Origin of the sequence: Pseudomonas sp. TH32, from assembly GCF_016650855.1 — a bacterium.
Classification (GTDB): Bacteria; Pseudomonadota; Gammaproteobacteria; order Pseudomonadales; family Pseudomonadaceae; genus Aquipseudomonas.
In genome coordinates this window covers 1,682,230-1,703,862 of sequence record NZ_JAEKFA010000002.1, presented here as the reverse complement: position 1 = coordinate 1,703,862, position 21,633 = coordinate 1,682,230, and the positions used below count along the sequence as shown (strand labels likewise).

At 61.5% G+C, this 21,633-nt stretch carries 18 protein-coding genes; 13 read left to right on the top strand and 5 right to left on the bottom strand.

Annotation, left to right across the window (positions count from 1 at the left end; translation table 11 throughout):
• Positions 1 to 69: 69 nt before the first annotated feature.
• Both JFV30_RS11430 and JFV30_RS11425 read right to left on the bottom strand, forming a co-directional pair.
• Positions 70 to 1,479 carry an amino acid permease gene (locus JFV30_RS11430; protein ID WP_201123736.1) on the bottom strand — a complete coding sequence of 470 codons (1,410 nt, stop codon included), beginning with the start codon at positions 1,477 to 1,479 and terminating at the stop codon, positions 70 to 72.
• A 77-nt stretch (positions 1,480 to 1,556) separates the two neighbouring features.
• On the bottom strand, positions 1,557 to 2,591 hold the full coding sequence (locus JFV30_RS11425; RefSeq protein ID WP_169388236.1) for a histone deacetylase family protein: 1,035 nt from the start codon (positions 2,589 to 2,591) through the stop codon (positions 1,557 to 1,559).
• Between the two features lie 118 nt (positions 2,592 to 2,709).
• Here JFV30_RS11425 and JFV30_RS11420 point away from each other — a divergent pair, with 118 nt between their 5' ends.
• From JFV30_RS11420 to JFV30_RS11395, 6 genes are all read left to right on the top strand, one after another.
• Positions 2,710 to 3,210: an Lrp/AsnC family transcriptional regulator gene (locus JFV30_RS11420; protein WP_010169686.1), complete on the top strand. Its 501-nt coding sequence runs from the start codon at positions 2,710 to 2,712 to the stop codon at positions 3,208 to 3,210.
• Positions 3,211 to 3,340: 130 nt separating this feature from the next.
• On the top strand, positions 3,341 to 4,195 hold the full coding sequence (locus JFV30_RS11415; protein ID WP_201123734.1) for a MurR/RpiR family transcriptional regulator: 855 nt from the start codon (positions 3,341 to 3,343) through the stop codon (positions 4,193 to 4,195).
• A 2-nt stretch (positions 4,196 to 4,197) separates the two neighbouring features.
• Positions 4,198 to 4,842, top strand: a complete 645-nt coding sequence (locus JFV30_RS11410; protein ID WP_201123732.1) for an isochorismatase family cysteine hydrolase — start codon at positions 4,198 to 4,200, stop codon at positions 4,840 to 4,842.
• Positions 4,839 to 6,173, top strand: coding sequence for a glutamine synthetase family protein (locus JFV30_RS11405; RefSeq protein ID WP_342215092.1), 1,335 nt, complete (start codon positions 4,839 to 4,841; stop codon positions 6,171 to 6,173). Before JFV30_RS11410 ends, JFV30_RS11405 begins: the two co-directional genes overlap by 4 nt.
• Complete coding sequence (locus JFV30_RS11400; RefSeq protein ID WP_201123730.1) at positions 6,157 to 6,909, top strand: N-formylglutamate amidohydrolase; 753 nt, start codon at positions 6,157 to 6,159, stop codon at positions 6,907 to 6,909. The genes JFV30_RS11405 and JFV30_RS11400 overlap by 17 nt, the downstream gene beginning before the upstream one ends.
• A 136-nt stretch (positions 6,910 to 7,045) precedes the next feature.
• Positions 7,046 to 8,389: an APC family permease gene (locus JFV30_RS11395; RefSeq protein WP_201123728.1), complete on the top strand. Its 1,344-nt coding sequence runs from the start codon at positions 7,046 to 7,048 to the stop codon at positions 8,387 to 8,389.
• A gap of 3 nt (positions 8,390 to 8,392) precedes the next feature.
• Here JFV30_RS11395 and JFV30_RS11390 read toward each other — a convergent pair whose 3' ends face one another.
• A complete protein-coding gene (locus tag JFV30_RS11390) occupies positions 8,393 to 9,430 on the bottom strand; it encodes an alpha/beta hydrolase family protein (RefSeq protein WP_201123727.1) in 1,038 nt (345 codons plus the stop codon).
• Positions 9,431 to 9,706: 276 nt separating this feature from the next.
• On the opposite strand from JFV30_RS11390, the gene JFV30_RS11385 reads away from it, so the two are divergent.
• The 4 genes from JFV30_RS11385 (at position 9,707) to JFV30_RS11370 (ending at position 14,371) form a co-directional block, all read left to right on the top strand.
• Positions 9,707 to 10,240 carry an RNA polymerase sigma factor gene (locus JFV30_RS11385; protein ID WP_010169693.1) on the top strand — a complete coding sequence of 178 codons (534 nt, stop codon included), beginning with the start codon at positions 9,707 to 9,709 and terminating at the stop codon, positions 10,238 to 10,240.
• Entirely contained in the window at positions 10,233 to 11,177 is a 945-nt protein-coding gene (locus JFV30_RS11380) for a FecR family protein (protein WP_201123725.1), read from the top strand. Before JFV30_RS11385 ends, JFV30_RS11380 begins: the two co-directional genes overlap by 8 nt.
• A 106-nt stretch (positions 11,178 to 11,283) precedes the next feature.
• Entirely contained in the window at positions 11,284 to 13,701 is a 2,418-nt protein-coding gene (locus JFV30_RS11375; RefSeq protein WP_201123723.1) for a TonB-dependent siderophore receptor, read from the top strand.
• A 49-nt stretch (positions 13,702 to 13,750) separates the two neighbouring features.
• Positions 13,751 to 14,371, top strand: coding sequence for a LysE family translocator (locus tag JFV30_RS11370; RefSeq protein ID WP_169388227.1), 621 nt, complete (start codon positions 13,751 to 13,753; stop codon positions 14,369 to 14,371).
• A gap of 2 nt (positions 14,372 to 14,373) precedes the next feature.
• Here the strand turns inward: JFV30_RS11370 and JFV30_RS11365 are convergent, their stop codons facing one another.
• Positions 14,374 to 15,078: a CerR family C-terminal domain-containing protein gene (locus JFV30_RS11365; protein WP_010169697.1), complete on the bottom strand. Its 705-nt coding sequence runs from the start codon at positions 15,076 to 15,078 to the stop codon at positions 14,374 to 14,376.
• A 99-nt stretch (positions 15,079 to 15,177) separates the two neighbouring features.
• On the opposite strand from JFV30_RS11365, the gene JFV30_RS11360 reads away from it, so the two are divergent.
• The 3 genes from JFV30_RS11360 to JFV30_RS11350 are packed head-to-tail and all read left to right on the top strand — an operon-like array spanning position 15,178 to position 19,278.
• Positions 15,178 to 16,290 (top strand): HlyD family secretion protein, encoded by a 1,113-nt coding sequence (locus tag JFV30_RS11360; RefSeq protein WP_201123721.1) that lies wholly within the window; start codon positions 15,178 to 15,180, stop codon positions 16,288 to 16,290.
• Positions 16,283 to 17,863 carry a DHA2 family efflux MFS transporter permease subunit gene (locus tag JFV30_RS11355; protein WP_201123719.1) on the top strand — a complete coding sequence of 527 codons (1,581 nt, stop codon included), beginning with the start codon at positions 16,283 to 16,285 and terminating at the stop codon, positions 17,861 to 17,863. The genes JFV30_RS11360 and JFV30_RS11355 overlap by 8 nt, the downstream gene beginning before the upstream one ends.
• The gene (locus JFV30_RS11350) at positions 17,860 to 19,278 is read left to right on the top strand and encodes an efflux transporter outer membrane subunit (protein WP_010169700.1); all 1,419 of its coding nucleotides are present in this window, start codon (positions 17,860 to 17,862) and stop codon (positions 19,276 to 19,278) included. The genes JFV30_RS11355 and JFV30_RS11350 overlap by 4 nt, the downstream gene beginning before the upstream one ends.
• Before the next feature lie 134 nt (positions 19,279 to 19,412).
• On the opposite strand, the gene JFV30_RS11345 is transcribed toward JFV30_RS11350, so the two are convergent.
• On the bottom strand, positions 19,413 to 21,608 hold the full coding sequence (locus JFV30_RS11345; RefSeq protein ID WP_201123717.1) for an OsmC domain/YcaO domain-containing protein: 2,196 nt from the start codon (positions 21,606 to 21,608) through the stop codon (positions 19,413 to 19,415).
• Between the last annotated feature and the right edge of the window lie 25 nt (positions 21,609 to 21,633).

Here is a 21,633-nt window from a genome sequence, read left to right as displayed (position 1 = left end):
CCGTCACATAAAGGCCGTACAAGCCGGCCTTTTTTGAGGGCTGATTGCCGTTGAGTTGTATGACGACTGCTAGATCGCCGTGCGCTGATCAGGCTGGAGTCGGCTGCGAAAATGCGAGAAATGGTAGGCAACTGCCAGCCATATAAACCAGGCTGGCATCACGCAAAGTGCCAGGCGGGTGTCTGGGCGAAGTGCCAGTAGGCAAAGTACAAACGCCAGGAACCCAAGTGAAACCCAGGCCATCGGCACACCACCGGGCATTTTGTAGAGCGATTTTTCATGTAGCTGCGGGCACTTTTTCCGATAGGCGATGTAGGACGCCAAGATCGTCGACCAGGTAAAGATCACCAGAATTGCCGACACGGTTGAGACGATGGTAAAGGCCGTCATCACTTCCGGGACTATAAAGAGCAGCAACAAGCCGAGCAGCATCAGGAAGGTGGTAAACGCCAGGCTGATAAACGGCACGCTGTTGTTTGACAGTCGCCGAAAGATCCCCGGCGCATCCCCCAGGTCCGCCAGGCCGAACAACATGCGGCTGGCCGAGAACACCCCACTGTTGGCCGACGAGGCCGCCGAGGTCAGCACCACGAAGTTCACGATCCCGGCGGCAGCGGGAAACCCGGCCACCAGGAACAGCTCGACAAACGGACTCTTGCTGGGCGACACCTGCTGCCACGACGTCACGGCGATGATGCACGCCAGGGCCAGCACGTAAAACAGGATGATCCGCAGCGGAATCGAGTTGATCGCCTTGGGCAACGTCTTCTCCGGCGAGCGGGTTTCTGCGGCCGCCGTGCCGATCAGTTCCGTACCGGCGAACGAGAAGATCGCCATCTGGAACCCGGCAAAGAAGCCGAACAACCCATTGGGAAACGCCGCCTGTTTATCCAGCAAATGGTTCAGGGAGGCCGTGACGCCGGTGGGTGACACAAACGAACTGGCAATCAGCACCACGCTCACGCCGATCAAGGTCACCACGGCGATGATCTTGATGATCGCAAACCAGAACTCCACCTCACCAAACAGCCGCACCGTGAGCACATTCAAGGCAAACAGGGTCAGCAGCATCGCAATCGCCGGGATCCAGGCCGGCACGTCCGGGAACCAGTACTGGAAAAAACCGCCGACCACCACCGCGTCCCCCACCACCGCAACGCTCCAGCTCAGCCAATACGACCAGCCGAGAAAAAACGCCGCACGCGGCCCCAGGTACGCACCGGCGAAGTCGGCGAAGCTTTTGAAGTTCAGGTTGGATAACAGCAGCTCGCCCATGGCGCGCATCACGAAATACACAAACAGCCCGATGATCATGTAGATCAGGATGATCGAGGTGCCGGACAGCGCAATGATCTTGCCCGAGCCCATGAACAGGCCGGTGCCAATCGCACCGCCCATGGCCATCAGTTGAATGTGTCGGTTGTTGAGGGTGCGTTGCAAAGCGGGCTTTTCAATAAGCCCGGGCGCGGTTGTTTTCATCACAAAACCTCTTGTTATGTTTTTGAGTTTTGGCAGAAAAAAGTCAGGCGGCTTTTATTGTTGGAGTGGCGTCGGGATCAGGCGTGTTTGTTCTCGAAACCATGCAGCACATTGACGGCGTTGATGCCGATTTCATCGACCATGTAGCCGCCCTCCATCACAAACAGGGTGGGCACACCGACGCTGGCGATGATCTCGCCGATGCCCAGGAAGTCGCGGCTCTCGAGCAGGAAATGGCTGATGGGGTCGTCCTTGAAGGTGTCGACACCGAGGGAAATCACCAGCACTTGCGGCGAGAACTTTCTGAGTTGATTGCAGGCGTCAAGCAACGCTTCTTTATAGGTGGCCCAGCCAGTGTTTTTCGCCAGCGGGTAATTCAGGTTGAACCCCTCGCCTGCCCCGGCGCCGCGCTCGTCCCTGAAGCCCGAATAGTAGGGATACGACACGGACGGATCGCCATGCAGCGAGACAAACATCACGTCGCTGCGGTCGTAGAAAATGTTCTGCGTGCCATTGCCGTGGTGGAAGTCTACGTCCAGCACCGCGACACGCCTGGCCCCTTGGGTGATCGCCTGTTGCGCGGCGATGGCCGCGTTATTCAGGTAGCAATAACCGCCCATGTATTCCCGCGCCGCATGGTGGCCCGGTGGCCGGCACAGGGCGAAAGCACTGCTGTGGCCCTCGTCAATGACCGCCAGGCCGGTGAGGGCGATGTCGGCGCTGGTCTTCACCGCTTCCCAGGTGGTGCGGGTGATGGGCGAACCGGCGTCCATCGCGAAAAAGCCGAGTTTGCCGTCGATGAATGCCGGCACCTGGTCATTGGCCAAATCACGCACCGGCCACACCAGCGGCAACGCATCATGGGCACGGCCGATCGCGGTCCATTCGGCCCAGGCGGTTTCGAGGAAGGACACGTAGCGTTCGCTGTGGGCGTTGACGTAACAAGCCCGGTCGAACGTGCGCGGCACGATGATATCGCCCAGCCCCACGTGCTTGACCCGGTCACGCACCGTGTCGGCGCGGCTGGGTTGTTCGAAGGACGGCTTGAGCACGCCATCCTTGAGTTCGGTGCCATGGTGCAAACGATGAGAGTCGCTAAAAACAGTCAGCATGAAAGACATCCACCCGTAAAAGACAGGTGATTATTTTGTTCTGGCTGCGGTGGGCTTTCTTTGCTTTTACGTGCGCCGATGCTAGCGTAATCGGGCATTTTTACCCCAACGAGCTGCCATGAAGAAAAATAAAACCAAACAGGTCGCACTTGACGACACCGACCTCGCCATCCTCGCGTTGCTGCAGGAAGACGCGAGTATTTCCAACGCCGAACTCAGTGAGCGGCTGTCCCTCAGCCTCACCCCATGCTGGCGTCGGCGTAAACGTCTGGAGGAAGAAGGCGTGATCAAGGACTATCAGGCCAACCTGGATCGCAAGATGCTAGGCCTGGAAATCATGGCGTTTGTGCATGTGCGGTTTGCGGTGCATTCCGACCATACGCCGGAGGATTTTGAAGCGGTGATCAAGGAACTGCCGCAGGTGCAGTCCTGCCACAAGATCACCGGCGATGCGGATTATCTGCTGCAGGTACTGGCGGAGGATCTGGATGCTTACAGTGATTTTGTGGAGAGCGTATTGCGGCGGCAGTTAGGGATTGCGTCGATCCAGTCGAGTTTGGCGTTGCGGGAGGTGAAGGCGACGAGTCGGGTAGCGATTCCGGGGCGGGTGGGGAAGTGATCCCTGGCCACAGGTAAAGCCATACCCCTGTAGTGTTTCCTACAAACAGCCGAAATCTGCCTTTACATGTAGCATTTACTACCAATACACTCATTCTCGCCAAGCCGTAGCAAAAACAACAAGGCGAGATATGACCAACCTACGCGACAAACTCACCGACGCCGCACTCAGCCCTACGCCTTCCGAGCGCAAGGTGATCCGTGCCCTGCTCGATCATTATCCGCGCAGCGGCCTCGGTTCCATGGCGCGCTTGGCGGAACACGCCGGGGTCAGCGACCCGACCATCATGCGGCTGGTGAAGAAGCTCGGTTTCGGAGGCTACGCCGAATTCCAGGACGCGCTGCTCAGCGAAATGGACCACCGCCTGCGCTCGCCGATCACGCTGCTGCAACCCCGGGCGCACTCGTCGCAGGATGACGCCTGGACCACCTACCTGGATGACTGCAATCGCGCCCTTCAGGACACCCAGGCCCTGACCCAACCCGAAGACGTGCGGGTGCTGACCGAATGGGTGCTGGATACCAAACATCAGGTGTTCGGCTTCGGCGGCCGGCTCAGCAGTTTTCTCGCCGGCTATCTGGTGAATCACTTGCGCCTGTTGCGCCCGGGTTGTCATGCCCTCGAAGACAACGCCCAGTTGCCCGACCGAATCCATGACATCCAGCGCCAGGACCTGGTGCTGCTCTTCGACTATCGCCGCTACCAAACCCAGGCCTTGCGCGTGGCCGCCGCCGCCAAGGCCCGGGGCGCGCGGGTGGTGTTGTTCACTGATATCTACGCCTCGCCGCTGCGGGAATTGGCCGACCTGATCATCAGTTCTCCGGTGGAGTCGGTGTCGGCCTTCGACACCATGGTGCCCGCCCTCGCACAGGTGGAGGCCCTGATCGCCACCCTCACCCAACACAGCAATGGCCTGGATGCCCGCCTGGAAGGGATCGACGCCCTTCGCACGGAATTCGCCGCTCACCTTTTGGAGGAAAAATAACCATGTTCACGCTCCCCCATCATTCGCCCCGCGACATTCCCTTCACGCGGGACACTACCGCCTTGCTGCTGGTGGACATGCAACGCGCCTGGCTCGACCCGGCGCTCGACCCACACCTGCATGGACCGCAGGCGGCGTACTTCCTGAACCGCGCCCGGGACACGGTAATTCCCAATCAGGTCAAGCTGTTGAATGCGGTGCGTGTAGCCAAACAGAACGTGCTGCACACCATCATCGAAAGCCTGACGGCAGATGGCCGTGATCGCTCGCTGGATCACAAGCTGTCAGACATGCATCTGCCCAAGGGCAGCTATCAGGCCGGCGTGATTGACGAGCTGACGCCGGTGGAGAATGAAATCGTGTTGCCCAAGACGTCGTCCGGGGTCTTCAACTCCACCAACATCGACTACGTGCTGCGCAACCTGGAAACCCGGCACCTGATCATCGCCGGCATCGTCACCGACCAATGCGTCGACATGGCAGTGCGTGACGCGGCGGACCGGGGTTATCTGGTGACGTTGATTGAAGACGCCTGCGCGACGTACACCCCGGAGCGTCATCACGCCTGCCTGGAAGCGATCAAGGGTTATTGCTGGATCACCGACACTCAAACCGTGATCAACCGTTTGCAGGAGTGGCGCCCGTGAGCCTGATCCAGCCAACGCCCATGACCACCATCGTCACCACCGACCTGATTGGTGTGACGCGCGGACGCTCGTTTCCCGCTGACGAGCTTGAGAGTTATCAGCAGGCCGGTGTGGGCTGGGTGCCGGCCAACAGCGCACTGACGCCACAAGACCGGGTGGCCGAGAATAATCCATGGGGTTCCTGCGGCGATTTGCGCCTGATCCCCGACATGACCACCCGCGTGCAGGTGCCCAACGGACCGGACGCCACGGCACCCGCGCTGGACTTTATTCACGCCGACATTTGCGAGACCGATGGCCAGCCCTGGGCCGCCTGCCCACGCACCCTGCTGCGTAACGAGATCCAGCGGTATCGCGACGAACTGGGGCTTGAAGTCACGGCGGCGTTCGAGCACGAGTTCAACCTGGGCTACAAAGACCCGAATAACGCGCACCATGCCTTTTCGCTCTCGGCCCAGCATCACGCCGCGTCATTTGGTGGCTGGTTGTTAAGCGCGCTGAAAGCTGCCGGTGTCGAACCGGAGATGTTTTTGCCCGAATACGGCAAGGCGCAATACGAAGTCACCTGCCGCCCCACTCAGGGTGTGGCCGCTGCGGATCGTGCGGTGAATGTGCGGGAGATCACCCGGGAAATCGCCCGGCAGATGGGGCTGGATATCAGCTTCTCGCCCAAGCTGGAAGCCGACGGTGTGAGCAACGGTGTGCACCTGCATATCAGCCTGCAGGACCCGGCTGGCAACGCGGTGATGTACGACGGGCAAAGCAGCAACGGGCTGTCCGAAACAGGCCGGCAATGGGCCGCAGGCGTGTTGAAATTCCTGCCGGCGTTGTGCGCCTTCAGTGCGCCCACGCCGATTTCCTATCTGCGTCTGAAGCCGCATCACTGGAGTGCGTCCTACGCCAACCTCGGCCAGCGCAATCGCGAAGCGTCACTGCGGATCTGCCCGACGGTCACCCTCGGCGGCAAGTCCCCGGCCAAGCAATACAACCTGGAATTCCGTCCGCTGGATGCAACCGCCTCGCCGCACCTGAGCATGGCCACCGTGCTGATCGCCGGCCGGCTCGGCATCCAGCAAAAGCTCACGCTGGACAGTTCCTCCGATGAAGACCCGGAGTCCATGAGCGAAGCACAACGCCAGGCACGCAACATCCGCGCCCTGCCCGGCACCCTCGCCGATGCACTGGCCAGTCTGCGCAATAACCCGCAACTGCTGGAACAACTGCCGCCCTTGATGATGGAGGCCTACTTCGCGCTGAAAGCCGAAGAGCTCAACTCCACCGAGAAACTGACGCCTGCCGAATTGTGTGATCACTATGCCCGCCTCTACTGAAACCGCCGAACACGGCCTGTACAAGAAGCCCGTGTACCGGGTCAGCCGGGAAGATTCCGAACACCCGGTGATTCTGGTGTGCGAACACGCCAGCTCCTATATCCCGGATCAGTTGAATGCCCTGGGGTTGAGCCCCGAGGCGGCAAAGGAACACATCGCCTGGGACATCGGCGCGCTGAAACTGGCGGAGCGGCTGTCAAAAACCCTCGGTGCAACGTTGATCTCGGCGGCCTATTCGCGGCTTTTGATCGACCTCAACCGCCCGCTGGAAGCCCCGGACAGCATTCCGCCGCGCAGTGAGATCTACGACGTACCGGGCAACCGGGAGCTGCCCGAGAGCGTTCGCCGGTACCGCCAGCAAACCTTGTTCACGCCCTTTCACCAGCGCCTGGATGAACTGATCGACGCCCGCCTGGCCGCGGGCCGCGAAGTGCGCATCGTCGCGGTTCACAGCTTCACCCCGGTGTACCACGGCCAGCCACGCCGCCTGGAAGCCGGTGTGTTGTATGCCCGGGCCGCCACCTACGCCCACGGCATGCTCGATGGCCTGGCCGCTCACGGCCTGAACGTCGCGGCCAATCAACCTTATGAAATCGATGTGCTGGGCGACATGACGGTGCCGTTCCATGGCGACCGGCGCGGCATCGACGCGGTACTGCTTGAGGTGCGCAACGACTTGCTGCGCACACCCGAAGCACTTGAGTCATGGACCGACTATTTGGCACCCCTGCTGTAACTGCTGCTGTTGGCTGGACCGGTCTTACAACTATAAAAAAACCGCCTGGGCGTCTTTTAACCTGCCGGGTTCAAGAACATGTTCGGCCGCTTTGGCGGCTGCGCATTCGCCTTACTTCATACGGAAGTACCCCATCATGGCAATTGAAGAGTTTGGCTATAAACAAGAATTGAAGCGCAGCTTGTCCCTCACGGATCTGGTGATCTACGGGATGATCTTCATGATCCCCATCGCGCCCTTCGGTGTGTATGGCTACGTGAACAGCGAGGCGCCCGGCATGGTGCCGCTGGCCTACATCATCGGCATGGTCGCGATGCTGTTCACCGCCTTGAGCTACGGCAGCATGGCGCGGGCGTTTCCGATTGCGGGCTCGGTGTATTCCTATGCCCAGCGCGGGTTGAATCCCGGTGTCGGTTTTATTGCCGGCTGGTTGCTGTTGCTCGACTACTTGCTGATTCCGCCGCTGCTGTACATCTATGCGGCGATTGCGCTGAACCACTTGTACCCCGAGATTCCAAAAACGGTGTTTATCCTGGCGTTCCTGATCAGCGCCACGCTGGTCAACCTGCGCGGCATGACGTTCACCGCACGCATGAACATTGTCTTCCTGCTGGCGCAACTGGTGGTGCTGGGGATTTTCCTGGTGTGTGCCTGGAAGGCCCTGCACGGTGGTGCCGGCAATGGCCACCTGACGCTGGCGCCGCTGTACAACCCCGGCGGATTCAACCTGGGGTTGCTGATGCAGGGCGTTTCAATCGCGGTGCTGTCGTTCCTGGGCTTTGATGCGATTTCCACCCTGGCGGAAGAAACCAAAGGCGATGCCGGGCGCAGTGTGGGCCGGGCGGCGCTGATCAGTTTGCTGGTGATGGGCGCGATCTTTGTGGCGCAAACCTGGCTGGCCACCGACCTCGCGGCGGGCATGGGCTTCACCTCCGCCGACTCGGCGTTCTATGAAATTGCCGCGATCGCCGGAGGCAACTGGCTGGCGTCACTGACGGCGATTGCCACGGCGTTGGCGTGGGGTGTGGCGGTGTCCATCACCTCACAGGCCGCGGTCTCGCGGTTGCTGTACGGCATGGCCCGGGATGGCAAGCTACCGGGGATTTTGGCCCGGGTTCATCCGACATACAGCACGCCGTACCTGAGCATTTACCTGGTGGGCGTGCTGTCGCTGATCATCTGCTACTTCTTCATCGACACCGTGGACACCCTCACCTCGCTGGTGAACTTCGGCGCCCTCAGCGGCTTCATGATCCTGCACATCACGGTGATCAACTACTTCTGGCGGCGCATGAAGTCACGCAATGTGTGGCGGCACCTGATCACGCCAGTGCTGGGGTTTGTCATCACCTTCGCGATCATGTTCAACATGGGCTTGCAGGCACAGAAACTCGGGATTGCCTGGGTAGTCATCGGGCTGGTCTACCTGTGGTTCCTGAGCCGCAAGGGCGCGAACCTGGTGTTGTCCAAGGACATCTGACGGCTAGTGCAGGGACTGCTGCAGAAACTCACTGATCAACGTGAGGACCTGCTGCTGGATCTGCGGTTTGGGACGGGCGCCCTTGGCATCCAGGCAGATGAAGCCTTCGCCGGGGTCGCTCTGTTCAATCCGCTCCACCGCGCCGGGCTTGCAGATGGGCAGGAAAGTGAAGTGGGTGGCGTCGCTGATTTCCACGTAGCGTGAAGTCTTCTGTGGCAGGCGTTTGGCCAAGTCAGCCGACTCCAGTTTTGCCGGCAACTCCGGCGACGGCGTGCCCGCCGCAATCACCAGCGTGGGCCGATGCAGCGCCGCCAGGCTGTCGTCGCTGAAGCCACGGGCGAAGCCCAGGTCCAGGGAAACAATGGCGGCCACGCGCGGGTCGCTCACGTCCTCGGCCAGGCGTTGCTTTGCCTGCTCGGTACGGCCGGCCTCGATCAGTTCATACGCCTTGCACGGCGCAATCTCGGAATGCACCTTGCAGTCCTCGGTAAAGCGCTGCGGATCAAAACGGGCACCGCCGACTTCCAGTGCGGTCCAGCCACCGAGCGAGTGCCCCACTACGGCGATCTTGTGCGGGGCCACCGCGCCAAAGCGCTTGGGCTGGGCGATCACGGCATCAATCACCCGATGGATATCGAGGGGGCGCTTCCAGAGCTCGGAGGCGGCGGGCTGCGTGCGGTCCTTGCTGGTGGTGCCTGGGTGGTTGGGCGAGGCGACGATATAACCCTGCCCGGCCAACGCACTGGCGAGCCACGACTGGTTGATCCAGTTACCGAAGATACCGTGGGAAATCACCACCAACGGATGCTCGCCGGCAGCCGGCGCGGCGTCTTTCAAGGCCGGCGCACCGAAAAAAACCGGATTGTCGGCGATCAGTTGCGGCGTGCCGGCGGCATGGGTCGGGTACCACACCGCCACCTGCAACGGCCTGCCGTGTTCTGCGTCGGGAATTACTATTTCCTGGAATCCGATCTGCACGTCATCGGCCTGGGGCAGGCCGGACACAACCATCAACAACAGAGCAGCACACAGCGTTTTCATCCTTGAGATCCCTAAGTGGCTAAGCGCCATATTCTGGCATGGCCGAGGAGGGAAAGCAGGTGTGTAATGAATGCGCGGCTAAACCTTCAGGCTATGGCAGCCATTCGAATGGTACGACTACCCGGTGCTCCTTGGCGTGGTGATGGCTTTACGTATCATCCTGACGGCCAACCACCCAGGAAACAGCGGTACTCTTTCAGACCCAAACCATGCTGGTAATGATATTTAATCTCATTATAATGCCCAGCTTTCGCGCATAGGACGGTGTGGGGCGTTATGGATAACGGGGACAGTCAGCACAAACTGAGCGCGCTATTTATCGGCCAGCGCCCTGCACTGGTTCGCATGCTCGCCCGAGTCACCGGCTGCGCCAGCCTGGCTGAAGACCTCGCCCAGGACACCTACCTCAAGGTGGCCAAGGCCCTGAGCGCCAGGCCCATCGAACATATCCGTCCATTCCTGTACCAGACCGCGCAGTACCTGGCGTTTGATCACTTGCGCAGCCAGCGCAGCAAGCGGCGCTTCGAGTGCCAGGTCGCGGATGAAAGCTACCTCGCGCAGATACCTACATCCGCCCCGGGTCCGGACAACCATGCGCAAAGCCAGCAGCAACTCAAGCGCTTCGAGCAGGTGCTTGCGACCCTGCCCAAGCGCCAGCAGCAAATATTGATCCTCGATAAGCTGCGGGGGTTTTCCAAAGCGCAGATTGCACAGCAACTGGACGTATCCTTGAGTACCGTCGAAAAAGACCTGCGCAGTGCGCTCGATGCCTGTACCAGAGCCACTCAGGAGCAGGCTTGCGATGACTGATTCACGTGAAGCGGCGCGCCAACAGGCCACCGACTGGTTTGCCCGACGCGATGAAGTGGCCGGCAATCCGTTGCTGCGCCATCAGTTCGAGCAATGGCGTAACGCGTCAAACGCTCACGCACAGGCGTATCAAACCCTCGAAACAATGTGGAACGACCTCGCCTTCGAACAAGCCCTGCGTAATCTTGAGACAGGCCTGGACATCCCGGAGCGCCCGCCTGCCAAACGCAGGCGGTCGCGGCTTTTCGCGGTGGCTGCCTCGTTATTGATCATGCTGACCGGCGGCTGGATCGCCGATGTGCCCATGCGCTTGCGCGCCGACCACATGACCTCGGTTGCCGAGGTCCAGCGCCTGACCCTGGAGGACGGCTCGCAGATCGTCCTCGGCAGCGACAGCGCCATCAGCACTCACATGAAGGGTCCGCAGCGACAGATCCGTCTGTTGCGCGGCGAGGTGTTTATCGAGGCGTTCCATGACGCATCTCGCCCGATGATTGTTGAAAGTGCAGGTGCCAAAGTCACCGTCGTCGGCACTCAATTCAGTGTGGCGCTGAACGATCAGGACGTCACCGTGGCGGTGCGTGAAGGCCGGGTCAACGTTGCCGACACCCGCGGCAAGCAAACCCTGTTGCTGGCGGGTAGCTGGCAGCAACTCAGGCAGGATCATCTGCAGGCCGCCCACACCGAAGGTGCAGAGCGGCAAATGGCCTGGGTCAACGGGCGCCTGTCGTTTCAGGACGCGCCGCTGGCCGAAGTGCTCGACACCCTCAAACGCTACTACCCTGCCCCGATCTGGCTGCTCGACGCCGAGGCGGCAAAGGTGCGGGTCAGCGGCAATTATCGGCTGGATGATCCGTTGGCCATCGTCCAGGCATTGAGCAAGGTCGCCGCGACCCACGTCACCCAACTACCCGGAAAAGTGCTGGTCATCCACTAAGCCGGAAAGCCCGTGGCGTTTTATGAAAAAAGTTTTACGGGTTTCAAAGTCTCAACCCGTCTGGGATTTGTTATTGCAAACAATTCCTATTCGTTACGGGGCTCGTATGTACTTTCCAACTCTCCACTCGACGCACGCTCGCAGCGCGCTGGCGCTCGCGGTTTTCCTGGCATGCGCGCAGGCAACGGCGGCCGAACCCAACACCACGCCCGCCGCAAACGACCCGTCGAAAACCTACGCGCTGGCCATCCCCCGGCAGTCCCTGGCCAACGCGCTGGATCAGTTGAGCGAGCAGAGCGGCCTGCAGATCGTCTACTCCTCGGACCTCGCCGCCGGCATCGAGTCCCCCGCCATCAACGGCACCATGACCACGCGCCAGGCCTTGGCCAAACTGCTGGCCGGTACACGCCTGCGGGTTGAGCAGCACGGCGAAAATGCGGTGATGCTCGAGGCATTGCCGGCCACTGGTGCCCTGGAGTTGGGCGCCACCCACGTGGTCAGCAACCAGCTCGGCACCGTTACCGAAGGCTCCGGCTCCTACACGCCGGGCACTATCGCCACCGCCACGCGCCTGGTGCTGACACCCCGGGAGACGCCGCAGTCGATTTCCGTGGTGACGCGCCAGGCCATGGACGACTTCGGCCTCAAGTCCATCGACGACGTGATGCGCCATACCCCGGGCATCACCGTGGCAACCTATGACAGCGACCGCACCAGCTACTATTCCCGTGGTTTCGCGATCCAGAACTTCCAGTACGACGGCATTCCGATTCTCCAGGATGCGCAATACTCCTCCGGCCATACCCTCACCGACACTGTCATCTACGACCGGGTGGAAGTGCTCAAGGGTGCCACGGGATTGTTGACCGGCGCCGGCGGCCCCGGCGGCACCATCAACATGGTGCGCAAGAAGCCCACCGCCGAGTTCAAGGGCTACGTGGACCTGGGTGCGGGCTCATGGGACAACTACCGCTCGGAAATCGACGTCAGCGGGCCCCTGACCGAGACCGGCAATGTGCGCGGGCGCGCCGTCGCGGCGTATCAGGACAAGCACTCGTTTATCGACCACTACCAGCGCCAGACGAGTGTCTACTACGGGATTCTGGAGTTCGACCTGGCACCGGACACCTTGCTGACCGTCGGCGCCGATTATCAGGACAGTGATCCGCAGGGCTCCAGTTGGTCAGGCAGCGCCTCGCTGTTCAATTCCAAGGGCGAACCCATCAGCAACTCCCGCTCGTTCAACAACGGGGCCAAGTTCAGCAGCTGGGAGCAGTACACCCGCACCGTGTTCTCGACCCTGGAACATAACTTCGACAATGGCTGGATGGTCAAAGGCCAATACAATCACCAGATCAACGGCTACCACGCGCCGCTGGCCGCATTGCTCGACCCTGACGCCGTCACCGGCAAGGCGCAGATGCTGACGCGCAAGTACACCGGCGAGACCACCAGCGACACCGGTGACCTGTATGCCAGCGGGCCCTTCAGCCTCTTTGGCCGCGAACACCAACTGGTGCTGGGCACCTCGGTATCGCGCTCGCGCTGGCTGGGCCGTGACTACACCAACGCCACCAACCTCAACAACAGCTACGACTACTTTGGCTGGGACGGTGATGCGCCCGAACCGGATTGGGGCCCGCAGACCAAACGCAACGATGAAACCACCCGCCAGAGCGCCAACTACGCCACCGGCCGTTTCAGCCTGGCGGACGACCTGACCGTGCTGCTCGGTGCCCGCGTCAACAACTACGAAGTCAGCGGCACCAGCCAGATCAAGGACACCGGCAAAGTCGTGCCCTACGCCGGCGTGGTGTACGACCTCAACGATAATTTCTCGGCCTATGCCAGCTATACCGAAATCTACCTGCCCCAGGACGACTACCGGGATCGCAACGACAAGCCGCTCAAGCCGGACGAAGGCAAGAACTACGAGATCGGCCTCAAGGGTGAGTTCTTCGACGGGGGCCTGAACGCCAGCCTCGCCTACTTCGAGGTGCATGAGGAAAACAAGCCGGTGGACGATCTCGACTATGTCGCCAACAGCTACCCGGGGCTTGACTACGCGTCCAAGGGCGTCAAGGCCAAGACCAAGGGCTATGAAGCGGAGATCACCGGGGAAGTGGCGCCGGGCTGGCAACTGGCGGCGGGCTACACCCACAAGATCATGCGTGATCAGGCGGGCGACAAACTCTCCACCTGGGAACCGGAGGATCAGGTCAACCTCTACACCACCTATAAGCTCACGGGGCCGCTGGACAAGCTGACCCTCGGCAGCGGCGTGCGCTGGCAGGGCACGGGCTGGAAGATCCTCGAACACAATGGCATCAAGGAAAAGTTTTCCCAGGATCCGTTGTGGCTGGTGGACGTGATGGCGCGCTACCAGATCACTGACCAACTGTCGGCCACCCTCAACGTCAACAACGTGTTCGACAAGTCCTACTACACCAACATCGGTTTTTATAACTCGTCGTATTACGGTGACCCGCGCAACGTGATGCTGAGCACCCGCTGGAGTTTCTGACAGAGGGCCTGTTAACGTGGGCGGGTCCCCACTTCGACGTGCCCCGCCCATGTCCATCGCCGATAACCTGCTCGCCTTCACCTTCGCCGCCACGCTGTTAACCCTCACACCCGGGCTGGACACGGCCCTGGTGTTGCGCACCGCAACGGTCGAAGGCAAACAACAGGCGTTGCGCGCCACCTTGGGCATCAACGCCGGCTGTTTGCTGTGGGGCGCGGCGGTGGCCTTTGGGCTGGGCGCTCTGATTGCCGTGTCCGAGGTGGCCTTCAACGTCTTGAAGTATTGCGGCGCGGCCTACCTGGCGTGGCTGGGCCTGAACATGCTGGTGCGCCCGCGTCGCTCATTAGCGTCTGTCGAGGCCGACGGAAAACCCGGCGCCAACTGGTTCCTGAAAGGCATGCTGGGCAACGTCCTGAACCCCAAGATCGGGATTTTCTACGTGTCTTTCCTGCCGCAGTTCATCCCCCAAGGCCACTCTATGGTGGGGTGGACATTCGGGCTGGTGAGCATCCACGTGGTCATCAGCCTGATCTGGGCGCTGGTGTTGATCGGTGCCACGCAGCCACTGGCCGGCGTGCTGCGGCGCGAAAAGGTGATCCAGTGGATGGACCGCACCACCGGCCTGATCTTTGTGCTGTTTGCGGCCCGTCTGGCGTTCAGCAAGCGCTGAGGTCAGCGTCGGTCTCGGTGCCGGACCAGCCCTTCCAGGGTAAACCGTGCCTGTGTCAGCACCACGTCGCGCACCAGTTCCATTTCCTTCTGGTTCACTTCAGTCCAGTTCAGGGCCGAGAGCAGCTTGGGTTTCTGTACCCGAAAGGCCAGCCCTTGGGTGAACAGCGCCATCGAATGAATCACCGTGCGATCGTCCTCGACGGCAAGGCCCGACAATCGCGCGATCAGCAGCCGGATGACATTGGCAATGCGCGCCTTGAAGCGTTCTTCGAACGCCATGGTCGCGCTTTCAGGGCAGAGTCCCGCCTGGTGACGGTCAAGAAACGCCCGCCACGCCGTGGTTTGCGGGCTGTCCTGGATCGTTGAAACCACCGCACCGAGAATGCCCAATGAGGCTTCGATCAGCGCCTGATCGTTAGCGCCCTCCCCGGCCAATGCGCTTTCTGCCGCTTCAACGGTGGGCGCCATTTTGCGCCACAGCAGCGTGATCAAGTGCTCCACGCACGCCAGGTACACGCCTTCCTTGCCATCGAAGTAATACTGGATCGCCGGTGCATTGACCCCGGCCGCGTTCGCGATGTCCCGGGTAGACGCGCCGTCGTAGCCACGCTCGCCAAATACCCCGACGGCCGCCTCGACAATACGTGCGCGGGTTTCTTCGCCCCGCTGATAACCCCCTTCGGCGGCTGGTTTGTGTCGTGCCATGTGCAACTCCATTTTTTTAACGTAACCAAAATATACCAGTTGACAAAAATTCGCGAAAAAACGAATTTATTCCAACTGATATAAAACTGGAGTGACTTGATGTCTGCTGCACCTCCCTCTTCTCAGGTCATTCCTGAAACCACCGTCAACGGCCAACGTGGCAAAGCCCGACGGATTCTACTGTCACTCGCCGGCGTGGCGCTGTTGGCCGGGCTGGCGTGGGGCGCCTGGTGGTGGCTCACCGGGCGCTTTATCGAGACCACCGACGACGCCTATCTGCAAGCCGACAGCATCAGCGTGGCGCCGAAAATCAACGGTTACGTCGCCGACGTACTGGTGGCCGATAACCAGAACGTCAAGCGCGGCGACGTGCTGGTACGCCTGGACGCTCGCAAATACCAGGCAGTGAGTGATGAAGCCTCGGCGACGATTGCCGCCCGCGAGGCCGACTTTGCCAAGGCCCAGGCCGACCTCGTGCAACAGGACTCGACCATCGCCGAAGCCCGCGCCCAACTGCAAGGCGCCCAGGCCGACGCCCAACACGCGCAAACTGAAGTCGCGCGTTATGCACCGCTGGCGCGTTCCGGGGCCGAACCGGAAGAACGTCTCGCGCAACTCAACAATCAGCTGGCGCAAGCCCGCAGCACCGTGGCCGCCAAGCAGGCGGCGTTGCGCTCCAGCCAGACCCGCTACGGCACCCTGGAAGCCCAGCTCAAGCAGGCCCAGGCGCAACTCGGCGTGGCCAAGGCCAGCGAAGCGCAAAGCCAGCTGGATGTGGACGACGCAGTCATCCGCAGCCCCCTCGACGGCCGCGTGGCCGACCGTGGCGTGCGTGTCGGGCAATACGTGCAGCCGGGCACACGCCTGCTGACCGTGGTGCCGGTGAGCGCGATCTACCTGACCGCCAACTACAAGGAAACCCAGATCGGCGAGATGCGCGCCGGGCAGACCGTCACCGTGCACGTGGACGCGCTGCCGGGCCATGACATACAAGGCCATATCGACAGCCTGTCACCCGGCACCGGTGCGCAATTCGCGCTGCTGCCGCCATCGAACGCCACCGGTAACTTCACCAAGATCGTGCAGCGGGTGCCCGTGCGGATTTCCCTGGACCTGTCGGATGACGACGTTCGCCAGGCCCTGGTGCCCGGCTTGTCCGCCACCGTGGAAGTCGACACCCGTACCCATAAGGCAGATGCCAACCATGGCTGAAGCAATCCTGGCCGAGGTGCCCGCGGAGAAACCGCGCAACGCCTCGCTGACGGACTGGATCGCGGTCGCCGCCGGCTCGCTCGGCGCGTTACTGGCGACCCTGGACATCTCGATCACCAACTCGGCGCTTCCGCAAATCCAGGGCCAGATCGGCGCAACCGGCACCGAAGGCACGTGGATCGCCACCGGTTACCTGATGTCGGAAATCGTGATGATTCCCCTCGCCGCCTGGTTGACCCGGGTGTTCGGCCTGCGCCGGTTCCTGATCGGCACCGCGTTGATGTTCACGTTTTTCTCGATGTTCTGCGGGTTGTCTTCAAGCCTCGGCGCGATGATCGCCGGGCGCATCGGTCAGGGTTTTGCCGGCGGCGCGATGATCCCGACCGCCCAGACCATCGTGCGTACCCGCCTGCCCGCTCACCAGCTGGCAATCGGCACCACGATGTTCGGCATGACGGTGATTCTCGGCCCGCTGCTGGGCCCGGTGATCGGTGGCTGGCTCACGGAAAACATCAACTGGCGCTGGTGTTTCTTTATCAACCTGCCCGTCAGCATTACCTTGATCACCCTGCTGATCACCGGCCTGCCAAGCGAGCGCATGAACCTTCAACAGTTCATCAAGGCCGACTGGCTCGGCATCCTCGGCCTGGCGATGGGCCTGAGTTCGCTCACCGTGGTGCTGGAAGAAGGCCAGCGTGAACACTGGTTTGATTCGCAATTGATCATCTGGCTGAGCATCACGATGGTCGTCGGTTTCTTCCTGATTGCCGTTGGGCAGGTCCGGTCGAGTACGCCGATCCTGCGCCTGCAACTGGTGCTCAACCGCAGCTTTGGCAGCGTGCTGCTGATTGCCACGGCCGTGGGCGCCGGGTTGTACGGCACGGCCTATCTGGTGCCGCAGTTCCTCGGCATCCTGTCGGGCTATAACGCGCAGCAGTCGGGTTCGATCATGCTTCTGTCGGGCATCCCGGCGTTCCTGCTGATGCCGATCCTGCCGAGAATGCTTGGCCGCCTGGACCTGCGGATGATGGTCGGCGTGGGTCTGTTGATGTATTGGGCCAGCTGTTTTCTCGACACCCAACTCACCGCCCAGAGTGTCGGCCATGATTTCTACTGGTCGCAGATTCTGCGGGGCTTCGGGCAGATCCTGGTGATGATGCCCCTCAGCCAGCTGTCGATGCGCTCGGTGGAGGCGCGAGATGCCGGTGACGCGGCCGGGCTCTACAACATGTCACGCAACCTCGGTGGCACCCTGGGGCTGGCACTGCTGGGCGTACTGATGGATCGGCGCAGCCACTTTCATGACGACATGCTCCGCGAAGGCATCCAGGCCAACACCCAACTGACCCAGGACCAGATGGCGAGCGACACCGCCAGCTACCTGGCGCAAACCGGCGACCCTTCCACGGCGTCGTTGCAGTCGCTCAGTCACCTGGCCAACGACATCGCCCAGCAAGCGGCGGTGATGGCCTACAACGACGCGTTCTACGTGCTGGGACTCGCCATGCTGGCGTGCCTTCCCCTGATCTTCATCCTGAAAAAGCGCGCGGCGCAGGCAGGCCAACGAACATGATTTATCGCTCTCTTCCCCTGCTCTTCACCGTCGGCCTGCTGGCGGCCTGCACCGTGGGGCCGGACTACCACGGCGCGCCGGATGCCGCGCCAAAAACCCTGGCGGCCGGACGCTTGCCTCACGCCGGCAGCGAGTCGAGTACGCCGGGTGTCGCCCAATGGTGGCAAACCCTGGGCGACCCGCAACTCAACCAACTGGTGGCCCAGGCGCTGCAAAACAGCCCGGACATGGCGACCGCCCAGGCCCGGCTCAAGCAATCACGCGCCAGCCTGAGTGGCGCCAACGCCAACGCCATGCCCAAAATCACCGGCGATGCGGCGATGCTCAAACTGCGCTCACCCGACACCTCGGCGCTGGGTGGCAGCAGTGGCGGTGGACGCGGGCCACTGAGTCTTTACCTCGCCGGCTTTGATGCCAGCTGGGAAGCCGACCTGTTTGGCGGCACCCGCCGTGCGATCGAGGCGGCGCAGGCGGAAAACGACGCGTCACAGGCGCAGTTGGCCGATGCCCAGGTGCAACTGGCCGCCGAGGTGGTACAGACCTATGCCGACCTGCGCGACCAGCAGGCGCGACTGGCGCTGGTGGACGCCAGTGTCGACATCGAGCAGCAGGCGCTGGACCTGACCCAACAGCGGCGCAGCCGTGGCGTGGCCTCGCAGTTGCAACTGGAACAGGTACTGACCCAGGCGGAAAACACCCGTGCCCAGCGTCTGCCGCTGCAAGCCTCCATTGTCGAAGCCGTGGATCAACTGAACTTGCTGTGCGGCCTGGAGCCGGGCGAGCTGGATGCGAGCCTCAATACGCCCCGCGCCCTGCCCGCTATCCCGAGCCAGGTGCCGTTTGCCGACCCGGCAGCCATATTGAAAGCCCGTCCGGATATCCGCGTGGCCGAGCGCCAACTGGCGTCCAGCAACGCGCAGATCGGCGAGAAAACCGCCGACTGGTTTCCCAAACTCAGCCTGATGGGCGACCTGTCATTCTCGGCAGCCGATCCCGGGCACCTCGCGCGCAAGGACAGCGGCACCTGGCTGTTGTTGCCGCGGCTGACCTGGAACGCACTGGATTTCGGCCGGGTGGCGGCCAGCGTCAAAGGCGCGGAAGCCGGGCGCGACGAGGCCCTGGCCCATTACAAAAGCGTGGTGCTGAGTGCGTTGCGTGACGCGGATGTGGCATTGGCCCGGTATGGCAACCAGCGGCAGAACGTGGTGTTGCTGAGGAATGTGGAATCGTCGGCGGTGCGGGCTGCGGACCTGACGCGCCAGCGTTACAAAGCAGGCACGGCAAGTACGCTGGACTGGCTGGACGCGGAGCGTACGCGGTACCAGGCGCAGGAAAGCCGGATTTCCGGGGATGCGGCGCTGCTCAAGGACTTTGCGTCGTTGCACAAGGCGCTGGGGTTGGGTTGGACGTTGTAAACGCTAGAGCAGGCAACCAATAACCTGTGGCGAGGGGGCTTGTCCCCTGTTGGGCTGCGCAGCGGCCCCAAAAACGGGACTGCTACGCAGTCCAACGGGGACAAGCCCCCTCGCCACAAGTACGGTGTTGGCTTTTAACTGACGGAGTTGGCCCGCGCCGAATGCAGCTTCTTGTAGCTGTCAATCAACCGCAGGTGCCGATCCAGCCCTTCCAGCTTCATGCTCGTCGGCGTCAACCCGTAGAACCGCACACTGCCGTTCACCGACCCGATCGCCGCGTCCATCCGCTCGTTGCCGAACATCCGGCGGAAGTTCACTTCGTAGTCCGCCAGTTCCAGGTCTTCGTCCAGTTCCATCTCCAGCACCGCATTCACGGCCTGGTAGAACAAGCCGCGCTCGACGGTGTTGTCGTTGTACTGCTGGAACATCTCCACCAGCTCCTTGGCTTCTTCGAACTGCTGCAAGGCCAGATAAATCAGCAGCTTCAGTTCCAGAATGGTCAACTGCCCCCACGCCGTATTGTCGTCAAACTCGATGCCGATCAATGTGGTGATGTCGGTGTAGTCGTCCAGCTCACTTTCCACCAGACGCTCAACCAGGCCCTTCAACTCGGTTTCGTCGAGGCGGTGCAGGTTGAGGATGTCTTCGCGGAAAAACAGCGCCTTGTTGGTGTTGTCCCAGATCAGATCGTCGATCGGATAGATCTCCGAATAGTCCGGCACCAGGATACGGCAGGCGGTAGCGCCGATGTGTTCGTACACCGCCATGTAGACTTCCTTGCCCATGCCTTCGAGGATGCCGAACAACGTCGCGGCCTCTTCAGCGTTGGAGTTTTCGTCCTGACCGGAGAAGTCCCATTCGACGAACTCGTAATCCGACCGGGAACTGAAGAAGCGCCACGACACCACACCACTGGAGTCGATGAAGTGCTCGACAAAGTTGTTCGGCTCGGTCACCGCGTGGCCTTCAAACGTCGGCTGCGGCAAGTCGTTCAGGCCCTCGAAGCTGCGGCCTTGCAGCAGCTCGGTCAGGCTGCGCTCCAGCGCCACTTCCAGGCTCGGGTGTGCGCCGAACGAGGCGAATACACCGCCGGTGCGCGGGTTCATCAAGGTCACGCACATCACCGGGAATTCACCGCCCAGCGACGCATCCTTCACCAGTACCGGGAAGCCTTGGGCTTCCAGGCCCTGGATACCGGCCAGGATGCCAGGGAATTTCGCCAGCACTTCCTGGGGCACATCCGGCAGCGCGAATTCACCCTCGATGATTTCGCGTTTTACCGCCCGCTCGAAGATCTCCGACAGGCACTGCACCTGGGCTTCAGCCAGGGTGTTGCCAGCGCTCATGCCGTTGCTGAGGTACAGGTTCTCGATCAGGTTGGACGGGAAATACACCACCTCGCCATCGGACTGGCGCACGAACGGCAGCGAAACAATGCCGCGCTCTTCGTTGCCGGAATTGGTGTCGTACAGGTGCGAACCACGCAGCTCGCCGTCACGGTTGTAGATATGCAGGCAGTGCGCGTCGAGGATTTGCGGCGGCAGTTCGTCTTTACGGCCGGGCTTGAACCAGCGCTCGTCCGGGTAATGCACAAACGCCGCGTTGGCGATGTCTTCACCCCAGAACTGGTCGTTGTAGAAGAAGTTGCAGTTCAGCCGCTCGATAAACTCGCCCAACGCCGACGCCAGCGCGCCCTCTTTGGTCGCGCCTTTACCGTTGGTAAAGCACATCGGCGAGTGCGCATCGCGGATATGCAGCGACCACACGTTGGGCACGATATTGCGCCACGACGCGATTTCGATCTTCATGCCCAGGCCCGCCAGAATGGCCGACATGTTGGCGATGGTTTTTTCCAGCGGCAGGTCCTTGCCCGCGATGTAAGTGCCCGCATCGGACGCCGCGCCCGGCATCAACAACGCCTGGGCATCGGCATCCAGGTTTTCGACTTCCTCGATCACAAACTCCGGCCCGGCCTGCACCACTTTTTTCACGGTGCAACGGTCGATTGACCGCAGGATGCCCTGGCGGTCCTTGTCGGAGATGTCCGCCGGCAACTCGACCTGGATCTTGAAGATCTGGTTGTAGCGGTTTTCCGGATCGACAATGTTGTTCTGGGACAGGCGAATGTTGTCGGTGGGGATGTTGCGGGTTTCGCAGTACAACTTCACAAAGTAAGCCGCACACAACGCCGACGACGCCAGGAAGTAATCGAACGGACCGGGGGCCGAGCCGTCGCCCTTGTAGCGAATAGGCTGGTCGGCCACCACGGTGAAGTCGTCGAACTTGGCTTCAAGTCGAAGGTTGTCGAGAAAATTGACCTTGATTTCCATGCGGGATTACCAGAATAGCGAGCAA